Annotated in this window: 12 protein-coding genes; 6 read left to right on the top strand and 6 right to left on the bottom strand. The window is 72.2% G+C overall.

The window, feature by feature from the left end:
• Positions 1 to 135: 135 nt before the first annotated feature.
• From ACIQWR_RS35290 to ACIQWR_RS35300, 3 genes are all read right to left on the bottom strand, one after another.
• A complete protein-coding gene (locus ACIQWR_RS35290) occupies positions 136 to 1638 on the bottom strand; it encodes a serine/threonine-protein kinase (RefSeq protein ID WP_404018297.1) in 1503 nt (500 codons plus the stop codon).
• The gene (locus ACIQWR_RS35295; RefSeq protein ID WP_404018299.1) at positions 1635 to 2252 is read right to left on the bottom strand and encodes a hypothetical protein; all 618 of its coding nucleotides are present in this window, start codon (positions 2250 to 2252) and stop codon (positions 1635 to 1637) included. The genes ACIQWR_RS35290 and ACIQWR_RS35295 overlap by 4 nt, the downstream gene beginning before the upstream one ends.
• Before the next feature lie 100 nt (positions 2253 to 2352).
• Positions 2353 to 4407, bottom strand: coding sequence for an N-6 DNA methylase (locus ACIQWR_RS35300; RefSeq protein ID WP_404018302.1), 2055 nt, complete (start codon positions 4405 to 4407; stop codon positions 2353 to 2355).
• A gap of 163 nt (positions 4408 to 4570) precedes the next feature.
• On the opposite strand from ACIQWR_RS35300, the gene ACIQWR_RS35305 reads away from it, so the two are divergent.
• The 3 genes from ACIQWR_RS35305 (at position 4571) to ACIQWR_RS35315 (ending at position 6374) form a co-directional block, all read left to right on the top strand.
• Complete coding sequence (locus ACIQWR_RS35305; RefSeq protein ID WP_404018304.1) at positions 4571 to 5269, top strand: hypothetical protein; 699 nt, start codon at positions 4571 to 4573, stop codon at positions 5267 to 5269.
• Between the two features lie 64 nt (positions 5270 to 5333).
• Entirely contained in the window at positions 5334 to 6059 is a 726-nt protein-coding gene (locus ACIQWR_RS35310; RefSeq protein ID WP_404018306.1) for a hypothetical protein, read from the top strand.
• A 141-nt stretch (positions 6060 to 6200) separates the two neighbouring features.
• Positions 6201 to 6374 carry an Rv0909 family putative TA system antitoxin gene (locus ACIQWR_RS35315; RefSeq protein WP_404018308.1) on the top strand — a complete coding sequence of 58 codons (174 nt, stop codon included), beginning with the start codon at positions 6201 to 6203 and terminating at the stop codon, positions 6372 to 6374.
• A gap of 54 nt (positions 6375 to 6428) precedes the next feature.
• Here the strand turns inward: ACIQWR_RS35315 and ACIQWR_RS35320 are convergent, their stop codons facing one another.
• Positions 6429 to 6674 carry a DUF397 domain-containing protein gene (locus tag ACIQWR_RS35320; RefSeq protein ID WP_404018311.1) on the bottom strand — a complete coding sequence of 82 codons (246 nt, stop codon included), beginning with the start codon at positions 6672 to 6674 and terminating at the stop codon, positions 6429 to 6431.
• Positions 6671 to 7540, bottom strand: coding sequence for a Scr1 family TA system antitoxin-like transcriptional regulator (locus tag ACIQWR_RS35325; protein WP_404018313.1), 870 nt, complete (start codon positions 7538 to 7540; stop codon positions 6671 to 6673). Before ACIQWR_RS35325 ends, ACIQWR_RS35320 begins: the two co-directional genes overlap by 4 nt.
• A 118-nt stretch (positions 7541 to 7658) precedes the next feature.
• On the opposite strand from ACIQWR_RS35325, the gene ACIQWR_RS35330 reads away from it, so the two are divergent.
• The 3 genes from ACIQWR_RS35330 (at position 7659) to ACIQWR_RS35340 (ending at position 9742) form a co-directional block, all read left to right on the top strand.
• Entirely contained in the window at positions 7659 to 8084 is a 426-nt protein-coding gene (locus tag ACIQWR_RS35330; protein ID WP_404018316.1) for an ATP-binding protein, read from the top strand.
• A gap of 129 nt (positions 8085 to 8213) precedes the next feature.
• A complete protein-coding gene (locus tag ACIQWR_RS35335; RefSeq protein WP_404018319.1) occupies positions 8214 to 9128 on the top strand; it encodes a phosphatidylinositol-specific phospholipase C in 915 nt (304 codons plus the stop codon).
• 383 nt (positions 9129 to 9511) lie between these two features.
• On the top strand, positions 9512 to 9742 hold the full coding sequence (locus ACIQWR_RS35340) for a hypothetical protein (RefSeq protein WP_404018322.1): 231 nt from the start codon (positions 9512 to 9514) through the stop codon (positions 9740 to 9742).
• A 40-nt stretch (positions 9743 to 9782) separates the two neighbouring features.
• Here ACIQWR_RS35340 and mfd read toward each other — a convergent pair whose 3' ends face one another.
• Positions 9783 to 13346: a transcription-repair coupling factor gene (gene mfd, locus ACIQWR_RS35345; protein WP_404018323.1), complete on the bottom strand. Its 3564-nt coding sequence runs from the start codon at positions 13344 to 13346 to the stop codon at positions 9783 to 9785.
• Between the last annotated feature and the right edge of the window lie 164 nt (positions 13347 to 13510).

Consider the following 13510-nt stretch of genomic DNA (forward strand, 5'->3'; position numbering starts at 1 on the left):
CAGGGCCGGGTCGGGCTGTGGTGGATGGGGCGGGGGGGGGGCGGCGGGGGGTTGGCCCGGGCCCCGCGCCTCAAACGCCGGCGAGGCTGACTTTGGCTCCGGGCGAGGCTGAAGCGGGGCAGGGGGCCCGGGGGCTCAGCGGACCTGGCTCAGCCACTGGAGGGTGCGGCGCACCTCCGTGGGGAAGGGGTGGGCCGGCCCGTGCAACTGCTCCGCGTCGAAGAGCAGCCGGGCCAGCGTGTCGTGGGCGGCGGCCCGGTCGCCGAGGGAGAGCAGCAGGTGCGCCATCCGCCGGCGCACCTCCAGCGGCAGGCCCGGGTCCGGGTTGGCGTAGTGGTTCTCGAAGAAGGGGAGCAGCGCCCGGTACTCGGCCAGGGCCGCGGCGGCTTCGCCGAGCTGCTCCAGGCACTGGGCGGCGTCGTAGCGAAAACGCAGGGACTGCGGGTCGCCCGCCGGGAACTCCTCGGCCAGTCGGCGCAGTTCGGGCAGGGCCCGGCGGTACTGGCCGTCGTCCATCAGCGTGGCCGCGTACTGCTTGCGCAGCGAGCGGACCACCGGCGAGTGCTCCCCGTGCTGCGCGACGGCGGCCGGCAGGATCTCGCCGAGGACGTCCACGGCCTGGGTGAGCCGGCCCTCGTCCAGCAGCGCCCGGACCTCGTCGACGGCCCCCGGGATGTCCCGGCGCGGGGCGACCGTCGGCGGGACCTCGGGCCGCGGCGGGGCACTGACCCGGTCGGGCCAGGGGGCCATCGGCCGCAGGAAGGGACGGGTGGGGTCCAAGGGGCCCGCGGGGGCGCCGTGCGAGGGCAGCAGCGGGACCAGCGCCTCGTACACCTCCTGCGCGGAGCCGGGCCGGTCCTGCGGGTCCTTGGCCAGCAGGCGCAGCAGCACCGCTTCGAGCTCGGGCGGCACCTCGGGGCGCAGCTGGCGCACCGGGAGCGGGGGCTCGTAGAGGTGCCGGTGGAGCACGCCGAGGGCGGTGGACCCGACGAAGGGGACGTTCCCGCTGAGGAGTTCGTAGAGCAGCACGCCGAGCGCGTAGAGGTCGGTGTACGGGCCGACGGCCCCGCCCATCGCCTGCTCGGGGGCCATGTAGGCGGGGCTGCCGATGGGTGAGCCGGTGTGGGTGAGGCGGGTGGTGTCGGTGTCCATGACGGAGGCGACGCCGAGGTCGAGGACGGTGATCGTGCCGTCCGGGCGGACCATCACGTTGCGCGGCTTCAGGTCCCGGTGCACGATCGGCACCGCGTGCACGGCGGACAGCACCGAGCACAGCTGCGCGACCACCGAGACCGCCCACGGCCAGGGGTACGGGTCGTGCTCGGCCAGGTGGTCGGCGAGGTCGGCGCCCTCGACGTACTGCATGACCAGGTACAGCTCGTCGCCGTCGCTGCCCGCGTCGTGGACGGTGACCAGCCCCGGGTGGTCGACCTGGGCCGTGACCCGGCATTCGCGCACGAAGCGGCGGCGCAGCTCCTCGGCGACGGTGCCGGGGCCCGCGACCTTGTCGGGACGCAGCAGCTTGACGGCCACGCGGCGGTCGAGCCGCCGGTCGTACGCCGTCCAGACCTGGCCCATGCCGCCTTGGCCCAGGACGGTGGCGAGCTGGTAGCGCTCGCCGATGGTGCGTTCGGTCACCGGCCGTGCCCCTGGCCGTCGGCGCCGCCGCCGTAGCCGCCGCCGTTGCCGTTGCCGTTGCTGTCGCCCTGCTTGCGCAGCAGCTCGCTCAGCTCGTCGAGTTCGGCGCGCACCTGCCCGATCCGCGGCGGCCGCGGGCTGTGCGGGGGCTGGGGCAGCGGCGCGGCGGGCGCGGCGGGCTGCGGCGGGTAGCCGTAGCCGTAGGGCTGGGCGTGCGGTTGCGCTTGCGGGGGCAGCGGCGGCGGGTACCAGGCGGTGACCGGGGGCCGCTGGTGGTGGCGCAGGTCGGCGTAGAGGAAGTAGGCCAGGCTGGCCACGCCGGTCGCGAGCGCCAGCACCATCCCGATGTCGGTCCGGGTGCCCTTGGCGTCGGGAACCGGGTCGGAGCCGACCAGCCAGAGCCCGAGCAGGCCGCAGGTCGCGGAGAGCACGAACAGCGCCCAGTCCTTGCCCGCCCGGGTGACGATCGCGAGCCGCAGCATGCTCGCCCAGGCCAGGAACCCCCAGCTGAACAGCGGTACCAGCGTGAAGATCACACGCAGGGCGATCACGTAGCTCTGGCTGCGCTGGTTTGCGTACCGCTCACGCGGCGGCGGGAGGCCGGGGCCGTGCATCGCTGCTCCTGACGGCGGAAATTCGGATGTGCTCGGGTGCGAGCGTATACACCGGCCCGCCCGCCCGGTCAGGGGATGTGCACAACCGTTGCGGTCCGGCTCACTCCGCGCGGACCGTGCCGTCCGCGAGACCGTCGTAGAGCCCCTGCACCAGCTGCTCGCCGAGCCGGCCCGCGAGCCGCAGCGCGTCCTCGAACTCGGCGAGCGCGCGGAAGCGTTCGCCGTAGCGGCGCTGGTCCTCCAGCGGCAGCCGGGGCAGCTGGAGGCGGCGCACGTCGAGCCGGGTGGCGGTGGAGGCGTAGCTGGAGGCCTGCCGGTTGTTGGCGGTGCCGCGCAGGAATCCGGCCAGGAACCAGGGGTCGATGGCGGCCGGGTCGGGGCGCAGCAGTTGGAGGTTGCGGCCGAGGGCCGCGCCCGCGTCGGCGGGGCCGACGACCCGGGCGACGGCGGCGGCTCCGACGACGGGGACGACGATGTCGCCGGTCTCGGTCAGCACGGGCTCGTCCGCGGAGTCGACCAGGGTGCCGGAGGGCGCGGTCCCGGCGTACACGTCGTGTTCGGTCAGGACGGGGATGTCACCGGCGCCGCTGCCGGTGCCGCTGCGCAGCAGCAGGGCGCCCGCGCGGGCGAGTTCGCCGATGGTGGTGCTGGGCAGCCGGGCGGGCCCCTCCGCCGGTTCGGCCGGGGGCGGGGTGAGCCGGGCGGCGCGCTGAAGGGTCTCGTCGAGGCGCGCGCGTACGGCGCCCAGCTCGGCCGCGCCGCCGCCCGCGGTGGCGGGCGGCAGGTGCCGGGCGGGGGTGAGGTCCACGTCGTCGTCGAGGAGTTCGATGACGGGCACGCAGCGGCTCAGGCCCGGCGCGTCGGGGACCTCGGCCGCGCCGGTGGCGCCATCGTACGCCGTCCAGGCGGCCAGTACCGCGTCGTGCACGGCGGGCCAGGCGGCCCGCTCGCGCCCCTCACCGCCGCCGAGTTCGGCGGTGTCGACGAGCAGCAGCCCGGGCGGGGCCGGGGCGTGCGCGGCGGGCTTGCGCAGCACCCACAGGTGCAGGGGGATCCCGTACGGGGGCGCGGCGCCGGCCGGGAGCGCGACGACGGCCCGCAGCGCGCCCCGGCGCAGCAGGTCGGCGCGGATGCGGCGGCCGGAGCGGCGGCCGGCGACGGCCGGAGGCATCAGCAGGACGGCGGTGCCGCCCTCGCGCAGGTGCGCCAGGGCGTGCTGGACCCAGGCCAGTTCGGATTCGGTGCGGGCGGGGAAGCCGTACTCCCAGCGCGGGTCGTAGGCGAGCTCCTCGTGACCCCAGTTCCGCTCGTTGAACGGCGGGTGGCAGAGCACGGCGTCGACGGCGGGCCGGGGGAAGGCGTCGGCGCGCAGGCTGTCGGCGGCGGCGGTGCGCACCTCGGCGACGCCGTGCAGGGCGAGCCGCAGCGCGGTCAGGGCGGCGAGTTCGGGCGCGCAGTCCTGGCCGTACAGGGCGACGGGCGCGGCGACGGCGCGCAGCAGGCTGCCGGTCCCGCAGGCGGGGTCGAGGACGCTGCGCGCGCCGGACCCGGCCAGCGCGGCCATCAGCTCGGCGGGGCCGGCCGGGGTCAGCGTGTACTGCCGCGGGTTCGCGTCGAGGTGGCGGCCCAGCAGGAACTCGAAGGCGTTGCGGGCGCCGAGGCCCGCGGCGAGCTCGGCGGCGGCGCGCAGCAGCGGCATGGACGCGGGCGCGGCCGTCGTGGCCCTCGCGGCCGTCGCTTCGGTCAGGGCGTGGCCGGGGCCGAGCCGGGCGGTGAGCACCTGGGAGAGGACGGGCCGCAGCAGCGCGGCCATCCGCTCGTCGGAGACGGCGCTCAGCTCCAGCCAGTCGGTGGGCCGGTCGTGGACGACGAGCAGCGCGCAGCCCGCCTCGACGAGCCCGGCGACGGCGCCGGCGGGGTGGGCGGTGATCTGCTGCCAGACGCGCTCGCGCGGCGGGACCTCGGCGAGCTTGCCCTGGGCGCGCAGCCATTCCTCGACCTCGGGGAGGGCGAAGGAGGGGCTGGTCTCGCTCCCGCCGACGGGCTTCGGGAAATCGGCGTGGCGGCGCCGCCAGTTGCTCACCGCCGCGCGTCCGACCCCGGCGAGGCGGGCGATCTCGGCTGCGGTCACCTCAGTGGGGGGGGTCTCCGACATGCGCAGAGCATACCGATACACACGCGAGAGATCGCTTCACAGTGTGAACGAGATCATTTCCTTGTTTCGTGTTGACTCGGTTCACAGTCTCTGTTGTGATTACTCCCGTCACACCAACCGGGCCGGTTCCGGCCGGACAGCGAGAGACGAGAGAGGCATTCCCATGTCGCACCACGCCCCGCGCACCAGCTGGACCGCCGCCCGACGCCAGGTGCTGGCCGGAAGCGGAGCCGTGCTCGCCCTCGCACTGGCCACCGCCTGCGGCCCGGTCGAGGACACCAAGGGAGCGACCGGCAAGACGGACCCCAAGCCCGCCGCGAGCAGCAGCGGCAAGGAGCAGCCCAAGCAGGACGAGGCCAAGAAGGTCGCCATCAAGGGCGACGGCACCGTCCAGGTCGGCAAGGACGCCCAGCCCGGCACCTACCGCACGAGCGGCAACACCAAGTCCCGCTGCTACTGGGAGCGACTCAAGGACACCAAGGGCGAGATGGACTCGATCATCGCCAACGACAACGTGACGGGCTCCAGTTACGTGACCCTGGCGGCCGGCGAGTACTTCAAGTCCTCCGGCTGCAAGGGCTGGGAGGCCGTCGCGAAGGACGCTACGGGCACCCCGAAGGCGGAGATCGCCGGCGATGGTGGCATGCTCCGCGTCGGCGCGGACATCGCGCCCGGCACTTACACGTCCGAGGGCCGCGCCAAGGGCAGCCTCAACTGCTACTGGGAGCGCACCAAGGACGCCGAGCACGGTCTCGACTCGATCGCCGCCAACGACAACCCGACGGGCGCGGCGATCGTGACGATCGACGCCGAGGACGCGTACTTCAAGTCCTCGGGCTGCGCCGACTGGAAGAAGTCCTGACCCGCCGCGCCACCGCTCGCACCACCAGCCCCACCCCTCCCCCTTACCCGTAAAGAGAGTCCCCGTGCGCCCTGCCCGCCTCACCGCCGCCGCGATCGTCGCGACCACCGCCCTGTTCACCCTCACCGGCTGCTTCCCCTTCTCGGGCGGCGACACCGAGAGCGGCCCCTTCCCCGGCGAGTCCGGGTCGAAGGTGGCGAACAAGTCGCTCGACAGCCTGCGCGGCGCCAACTCGCTGACCATCACGGGCACCGTCCGGGACAAGGGCAAGCCGATGAAGATCGACATGGCGATCAGCAAGTCCGGTGACTGCAAGGGGTCGATGGCGGTCGAGGGCGACGGCTCCTTCGAGCTGATCCGCAACTCCGAGTTCGTCTTCCTCAAGGCCGACGCCGCCTTCTACCGCACCCAGCTCAAGGACCTCCCGAAGGAGCAGGCCGACGCGGCGCTCGCGCAGTTGGCCGGGCACTGGGTCAAGACGAAGGCCTCGTCGCCGGACTCCAAGGAGCTCTCGGCCCTGTGCGACCTGGACGACCTGCTCAAGGAGTTCGACAAGAGCCAGGGCGCCAAGAAGGACGGGGTCGTGCAGGTGAACGGCGAGAGCGCCCAGAAGGTGACCACCAGGACCACGGACGGGACCGAGGACCTCTACATCGCCACCAAGGGCGAGCCCTTCCTCCTCAAGGCCGTGGAAACCGGCAAGGACCCTTCCGACGTCTCCTTCTCCGGTTTCAACCTGCCGGTCGACGCCGCGTCGCCGACCAAGGACGTCGTCGAGACCGACGGCTGAGGCCCGACCCGCTCCCGTCGCGCCCGGTAGCCGCCTCGCAGGGGAGGGCGGCTCCTGGGCGCGGCGGGTCCCACGGCCTCGGCGCGCGGACGGGATCAAAGGCGCGTACCGTCTCAAACGGGATGACGGAAGGAGCCCCGCATGGGGATTTTCGACAAGTTCCGGGACCAGGCCAAGTCCAAGGGCAAGGAGATCTCGGACAACCTCGAACAAGAGGTCAACGAGAAGACCGGCAACAAGTACGCGGACCAGGTCGACAAGGCCCAACAGCAGATGGAACAACGCACGGGCATCGACGACGACCCGAACAAGTAGCACCGCACCGGCCGCGGCGGGCGGACCCCAAGGTCCCCCACCGCGGCCGTCGCGCTATGCGGAGACGACTCCGTCGAGGAACGTGACCCAGGCCCCGGGAGCGACGGCCAGCTGAGGACCGGCCGGGACCTTGGAGTCCCGGACGTGGACGGCCGTGCCGCATCCCGCGACCTCGACGCACTCGCCACCCTCGCCGTCGCTGTAGCTGGACTTGCGCCAGTCGAAGGCGACTTCGAGGCACTCGCCGCCCTCGCCACCGCTGTAGCTGCTCTTGAACCAGGCCAGGTCTGTGGTGTTCATAGTTCTCCCAGCAACTTCTCGATCAGGGCCAGTGACTCGTGGGGCGTGAGTGCCTGTGCCCGGATGATCCCATAGCGCTCGGCGTAGATCCGTACCCGTTCCGGGTCCGTGATGAGGTTGGGGTGGCCATAGCTCTCGGTGTAGGCGACCTGCGCACGCCCCTTCGGGTTGAGAAGGGTGAACGATCCGCCCATTGCCGCGTGTTCACCGCGGTCGAAGGGCATCACTTGAAGTTCCACGGTCCGCAGCCGCCCGATCGAGACGAAGCGGCGCAACTGGTCTTTATGGACCTCGTCTCCGCCCACCGGACGCAACAACAGGCTGTGGTCAAGGACAAAGCTGAAGGTGGGGGACGGCCACCGGTCAAAGACCAGCTGTCGGGCCAGTCGGTCCGCCACTCGCTTCTCGATCGTTGCTTCGTCCAGCAGAGGGCGTCGCTTCGCGAAGACGGCCCGTGCATGGCTCTCTGTCTGAAGCATCCCCGGCACACCCTGATAGCCGAAGTAGTGGAGTGCATTGGCGCTGGCCTCCGCCTGGGCGTAGTCCCGGAACCAATCCGGGTGCCGCGTCCGCGCCCGCTTCAACGCCTCCTTCACGTCCGGGATCGCCGCCAGCAGCACCCCGGCCGCCCCCATCGCCCGGTCCGCGTTCTCCAGGAAGTCCGGCTGCGGGGTCCGTACGCCCCGCTCGATGGCGGAGACCAGGTCCTCCCCCACGTGCACGAGTGCGGCGAGTTCCTTCTGCTGGAGCCCCGCCCGTTCCCGTAGCACCTTGATGATCTTGCCGAGTGCCCGGAAGAGGTGGGCCGTGCCGTCGACCTCCACGGGCCGCTCCGGCTCCTCTTCGCGTTCCGACAGGTCGTTCATCCGATGAACCGCCCTCGCCCGTACCGCACGTACACGCAACCGCGGCCGGCCCTACGGGAGTTCTCCGTAGCGCCGTCGCTCCTGGAAAGCGTACGGCGGCCCCGCCACGCTCGGTGAGGTGACGACCGAAAAGAGTGACATGGCACCGGAGTTCCGGCAGCTCCTCTCCGCCACCCCCCGCGGCGCTCGCCTCGCCCGGTACCTCGCCGGGGCGCAGCTCGCCGCCTGGGGCGTTCCGCCGGGCTGTGCGCTGATGGAGGACGTGGAGCTGGTGGTCGGGGAGCTGGCCGCGAACGCCGTGCTGCACGGGCGGGTGCCGGGGCGGGACTTCGAGGTCCGGCTCGGTTTCGACGGCCTGCGCATCCGGGTCGAGGTGAGCGACGCCCGGGGCGACGCGCCCCTGCGCGAGGTGCTCCCCGAGGCGGACCCCTGCTGGGCGGAGAACGGGCGAGGGCTGGCGCTCGTAGCGGCCGTGTCCCGGGAGTGGGGCGTACGCCCGCGCGGCACGGGTGCGCCTGGCAAAACGGTGTGGGCCCGGCTGTGAACCCGGCGCCCGGGGCGCTGACGGCGGGCTCCCGCGCACGTCAGCGGCGCGGCAGCGGAACGTTAGCGGCGGTGCCTAGCGTCGGCCCCCGCGGTGACCCGACCACCACCGCAGAATGGGAGACCAGCCATGAACCCCACCCGTCGTGACGTCTTGAAATGGGGAGTCGGCGCGGGCGCCGCGGCGGCGGCCACGCTCGCCCTGCCCGGCACCGCCCAGGCCGCCGGCTTCTACGCGTTCGACTGGATGGGCAAGCTGCCCGGCAGCACGCCCCTCATCCGTCTGACGATCCCTGGAACGCACGACTCTTGGTGCACCGACCCCGCCAACGGCACCAAGTGGGCCCAGACCCAGAACTGGGGCGTTCCCGAGCAGCTGGAGCGCGGGATCCGCTTCCTCGACATCCGGCTGAACGGCCTCCAGGGCGCGCCGAACGAATTCGGCCTCTATCACGGCTCCGCCTACCAGGGACACCGCTTCCAGGACGTCCTGGAAGCCTGCCGAAACCACTTCAAGAAGTACCCGGGTGAAACCGTCATCATGCGGGTGAAGAACGAGAACTCGGGCGGGCAGGCCCTCTCGGACGAAGAGTTCCGGCGCCGCTTCAACTACTACCTGGACACCATGGGCTACCGGAGTCTGGTGTGGACCGCACCGTCCTGGCCCACGCTGGGCCAGGTGCGCAGCAAGATCGTCATCGCGGCGGACTTCGCGAACGACTGGGGCATCCTCAGCTGGGACAGCAACAAGGCCTTCAACATCCAGGACGACTGGAACACCACCAACTTCACGAAGTCCGCCACCATCATCAAGCAGTTCGACAACGCCTGGTGGAACCAGGACTCCTCGCAGATGTTCGTGAACTTCACGAGCTACTCCGGCGGGAACTGGCCCCAGCAGAACGCGAAGCTCACGCTTCCGGACGTCCTCAAGTACGTGGACGCCCGGAAGACCGAGAAGATCCATTTCGGCATCGTGCCGATGGACTTCCCGGACTTCTACCCGGACATCGTGCGCCTGCTGGTCCAGAAGAACTTCCTCTAGGCCGACGGGCCCGCCGGGGTGACCAGGACCAGGGGGATCTTCCGGGTCGTCGCGGTGCGGTAGGCCGCGTACGAGGGCATCGCGGCCACCACGACCGGCCACAGGCGGGCGGACTCGGCAGCAGGCCGGACCTGCGGCCCCGGGTGGTCAGCAGGAGGTCGGCCACCCCGGGGCGGGGGTGGCCGCCGGTCTCCTCGAAGCGGCGGATGTGGTCGGCGATCCAAGGGGTCGGGCTGTCGTGGACCACGCTGGTCGTGTCGCCCATGCGGCGGACACCCCCGCGTGGGTCCCGAAGATGATGATCCTGCCGCTGTTCGTCTCCATGGGCGGGAGCGTAGGTCGGGAGCTGGCTTCCGATCGGATACCGACCTACGGTGTGGATCATGACGAAGCCGCCGCCGCAGTGCGTCCACTGCGGACAGGACTGGGTGCGGCGCTATCGGCGCAAGGATTGCGGCCAGGTCTTCTTCATGTGCCCGGAGTGCGAATCCCTCTGGCTGGACGAGGCAGACGTCCACGACGGGACGGACCTGTACCTGAGCGAGTTCCTGCTCACCGGGGACTCCGCCGCGGACTGGGCAGCGATCGAACCCTGCGCCGGACCCACGCCCTGAGGTGACGTGACGGGGTCCGGCTTCGCGCGCGGCGACGGCGTCAGGACCCCAGGATCGTGGTGAGGAACTCCCCCGTCCAGGCCAGGAGTTCCCGCCCGACCAGCGGCTTGCCGCCGACCCGGGCGGTCTTCGGGCGCGGCACCAGCACCTGCGAGGTGGCCGGCTTGAGGACCGTTCCCGGGTAGAGCCGCTTGAGCCGCAGCTCCTGCGATTCGCGCAGCTCCACCGGGCCGAAGCGGATGTTGGTGCCCGCCAGGGTGATGTCGCCGACCCCGCAGGCGCGCGCCAGCATCCGCAGGCCCGCCACGAGCAGCAGGTTCTCCACGGGCTCGGGCAGCTTGCCGTAGCGGTCGGTCAGCTCCTCGCGCACGGCCTTGACGTCCGCTTCCGAGGAGGCGGCCGCGATCGAGCGGTAGGCCTGGAGGCGCAGGCCCTCGCCCGGCGCGTAGTCGTGCGGGACGTGCGCGTCGACCGGCAGCTCGATCTTCACGTCCAGCGGCGCCTCCTCCTGCTCGCCGCCCTCGACGGCGGACCGGTAGTCGGCCACGGCCTCGCCGACCATCCGGATGTAGAGGTCGAAGCCGACGCCCGCGATGTGACCGGACTGCTCGCCGCCGAGCAGGTTGCCCGCGCCGCGGATCTCCAGGTCCTTCATGGCGACGTACATGCCCGCGCCCATCTCGGTGTGCTGGGCGATCGTCGCGAGCCGCTCGTGCGCGGTCTCGGTCAGCGGCTTCTCCGGCGGGTAGAGGAAGTAGGAGTAGCCGCGCTCGCGGCCGCGGCCCACGCGGCCGCGCAGCTGGTGCAGCTGCGAGAGGCCGAAGGTGTCGCCGCGCTCCACGATCAGGGTGTTGGCGTTGGAGATGTCGATGCCGGACTCGACGATGGTCGTGGAGACCAGGACGTCGAACTTCTTCTCCCAGAAGTCGACGACGACCTGCTCCAGCTGGCTCTCGCCCATCTGACCGTGCGCGGTCGCGATCCGCGCCTCGGGCACGATCTCGCGCAGCTTGGCGGCCGCCCGGTCGATGGATTCGACCCGGTTGTGGATGTAGAAGACCTGGCCCTCGCGCAGCAGTTCGCGCCGGATCGCCGCGCCGATCTGCTTCTCCTCGTAGGGACCGACGAAGGTCAGCACCGGGTGCCGCTCCTCCGGCGGGGTGGTGATCGTCGACATCTCGCGGATGCCGGTGACCGCCATCTCCAGGGTGCGCGGGATCGGGGTCGCGGACATCGTCAGGACGTCGACGTTCGCGCGGAGCTTCTTGAGCTGCTCCTTGTGCTCCACGCCGAAGCGCTGCTCCTCGTCGACGATGACCAGGCCCAGGTCCTTGAACCTGGTCTCCTGCGAGAAGAGCCGGTGGGTGCCGATGACGATGTCCACCGAGCCCTCCTTGAGGCCCTCCAGGGTGGCCTTCGACTCGGTGTCCGTCTGGAAGCGGGACAGCGCCCGCACCTTGACGGGGAACTGCGCGTAGCGCTCGGAGAAGGTGCCGAAGTGCTGCTGGACGAGGAGCGTGGTCGGGACCAGGACCGCGACCTGCTTGCCGTCCTGGACCGCCTTGAAGGCGGCGCGCACGGCGATCTCGGTCTTGCCGTAGCCGACGTCGCCGCAGATCAGCCGGTCCATCGGGACCGACTTCTCCATGTCCTCCTTGACCTCGGCGATCGTGGTCAGCTGGTCGGGCGTCTCGGCGTACGGGAAGGCGTCCTCCAGCTCCCGCTGCCAGGGGGTGTCCGGGCCGAAGGTGTGGCCGGGGGCCGCCATGCGGGCGCTGTAGAGCTTGATGAGGTCGGCGGCGATCTCCTTGACCGCCTTCTTCGCCTTCGCCTTGGTCTTGGTCCAGTCGGCGCCGCCGAGCCGGTGCAGGGTGGGGGCCTCGCCGCCGACGTACTTGGTGACCTGCTCCAGCTGGTCGGTGGGGATGTAGAGGCGGTCGCCGGGCTGGCCGCGCTTGGCGGGGGCGTACTCGACGAGCAGGTACTCGCGGGTGGCGCCCTGCACGGTGCGCTGGACCATCTCGACGTAGCGGCCGACGCCGTGCTGCTCGTGCACGATGTAGTCGCCGGCCTGGAGGGTCAGCGGGTCGATGGTCTTGCGGCGCCGGGTCGGCATCCGGCCGAGGTCCTTGGTGGCGGTGCGCTGCCCTGTCAGGTCGGTCTCGGTGAGGACGGCGATCTTGAGGTGCGGGTCGACGAACCCGTTGTCCAGGGAGCCGCAGGCGACGTGGACCAGGGAGGGCTCCAGCACCGCGAGGTCGGCCTCCAGCCGGGCCGCGATGCCCTCGCCGCCGAGCACCTCGACGGTGCGGGCGGCCGGGCCGTGGCCCTCGGTGACGTAGACGGTGTGCCAGCCGTCGGCGATCCAGCCCTTGGTGTCGGCCAGGGCGCGGGCGGTGTCGCCGCGGTAGGCCTCGGGGGCGTGCATGCCGAGCGTGAGCGTGTCCTCGCCCCCCGCCGCGGCAGCGGCATCTGTCAGCGTCGCGTCCGCGGCGAAGGGCGAGACGGACCACCACATGGTGCCGAGCTCCCGGGCCCGGTCGCGGACGTCCGCGATCCCCCACAGCGAGGCCGCGTTCAGGTCGATCGGGGCCTCGCCGCCGCCGGCGGTGGCCGCCCAGGACGCCTGGAGGAACTCCTGGCTGGTGGCGACCAGGTCGGCGGCCCGGGTGCGGACCCGCTCGGGGTCGCAGACCACGGCCATCGCCCCGGCGGGCAGCACGTCCAGCAGCAGCTCCATGTCGTCGACCAGGACCGGGGCGAGGGACTCCATGCCCTCGACGGCGATCCCCTCGGCGATCTTGTGCAGCAGCTCGCCCAGCTCCGGGTGCTCCACGGCCAGCGCGGCGGCGCGCTCGCGCACCTCGTCGGTGAGCAGCAGCTCGCGGCACGGCGGGGCCCACAGCCCGTGCTCGGCGATCTCCAGGGACCGCTGGTCGGCGACCTTGAAGTAGCGGATCTCCTCGACGTCGTCGCCCCAGAACTCCACCCGCAGGGGGTGCTCCTCGGTGGGCGGGAAGACGTCGAGGATGCCACCGCGGACGGCGAACTCGCCGCGCTTCTCCACCAGCTCCACCCGGGCGTACGCCGCCGCGGCGAGCGCCTCGGTGATCTCGCCGAGGTCGGCGCTCTCGCCGCCGCGCAGGGCCACCGGGACGAGGTCGCCCAGGCCCTTGACCTGCGGCTGGAGCACGGAGCGGATCGGCGCGACGACGATGGAGATCGGACCTGCGGCCGGGTCGTCCTTGCTCGGGTGGGAGAGCCGGCGCAGCACCGCGAGGCGGCGGCCGACGGTGTCGCTGCGGGGCGAGAGGCGCTCGTGCGGCAGGGTCTCCCAGGACGGGAAGTCCACGACGGCGGCGGCCTGCTCCGGCGGCATCAGCGAGCGCAGCGCGGCCGCCAGGTCCTCGGCCTCCCGCCCGGTCGCGGTGACCGCGAGCACGGTCCGCTCGGTCCGCCGGGCCAGCGCCGCGATGGCGAAGGGCCGCGCCGCCGCCGGACCGACCAGGTCCAGCTGCATCCGGTTCCCGTCCGCGGCCGCCTTGACCGCCTCGGTGAGCGCGGGGTCCCGGGTGACGGCGTCGAGCAGTCCGTACAGGCTCATGAAGGCGGCTTTCCGTCCGGTGAGGGGGCAACGCGAAGGGCCCGACACGTCAGACGGGCCGGGGTTCCCCACCTTACGGCGCACCCCGACACCGCGCGCGGGGGATTGCCGCCCGGGGACCGGCCCGGCCTGCGCCGAAGATCTTGGTGCGCGACGTCAACCTG

The organism is Streptomyces sp. NPDC098789, assembly GCF_044759975.1.
Taxonomy (GTDB): domain Bacteria; phylum Actinomycetota; class Actinomycetes; order Streptomycetales; family Streptomycetaceae; genus Streptomyces.

What these genes read in the sequence shown, in the direction of transcription:
- ACIQWR_RS35295 (WP_404018299.1), bottom strand. Translation starts at nt 2,252, where the DNA reads ATGCACGGCCCCGGCCTCCCGCCGCCGCGTGAGCGGTACGCAAACCAG.
- ACIQWR_RS35300 (WP_404018302.1), bottom strand. Translation starts at nt 4,407, where the DNA reads ATGTCGGAGACCCCCCCCACTGAGGTGACCGCAGCCGAGATCGCCCGC.
- ACIQWR_RS35305 (WP_404018304.1), top strand. Translation starts at nt 4,571, where the DNA reads ATGTCGCACCACGCCCCGCGCACCAGCTGGACCGCCGCCCGACGCCAG.
- ACIQWR_RS35315 (WP_404018308.1), top strand. Translation starts at nt 6,201, where the DNA reads ATGGGGATTTTCGACAAGTTCCGGGACCAGGCCAAGTCCAAGGGCAAG.
- ACIQWR_RS35320 (WP_404018311.1), bottom strand. Translation starts at nt 6,674, where the DNA reads ATGAACACCACAGACCTGGCCTGGTTCAAGAGCAGCTACAGCGGTGGC.
- ACIQWR_RS35325 (WP_404018313.1), bottom strand. Translation starts at nt 7,540, where the DNA reads ATGAACGACCTGTCGGAACGCGAAGAGGAGCCGGAGCGGCCCGTGGAG.
- ACIQWR_RS35335 (WP_404018319.1), top strand. Translation starts at nt 8,214, where the DNA reads ATGAACCCCACCCGTCGTGACGTCTTGAAATGGGGAGTCGGCGCGGGC.
- ACIQWR_RS35340 (WP_404018322.1), top strand. Translation starts at nt 9,512, where the DNA reads ATGACGAAGCCGCCGCCGCAGTGCGTCCACTGCGGACAGGACTGGGTG.
- mfd (WP_404018323.1), bottom strand. Translation starts at nt 13,346, where the DNA reads ATGAGCCTGTACGGACTGCTCGACGCCGTCACCCGGGACCCCGCGCTC.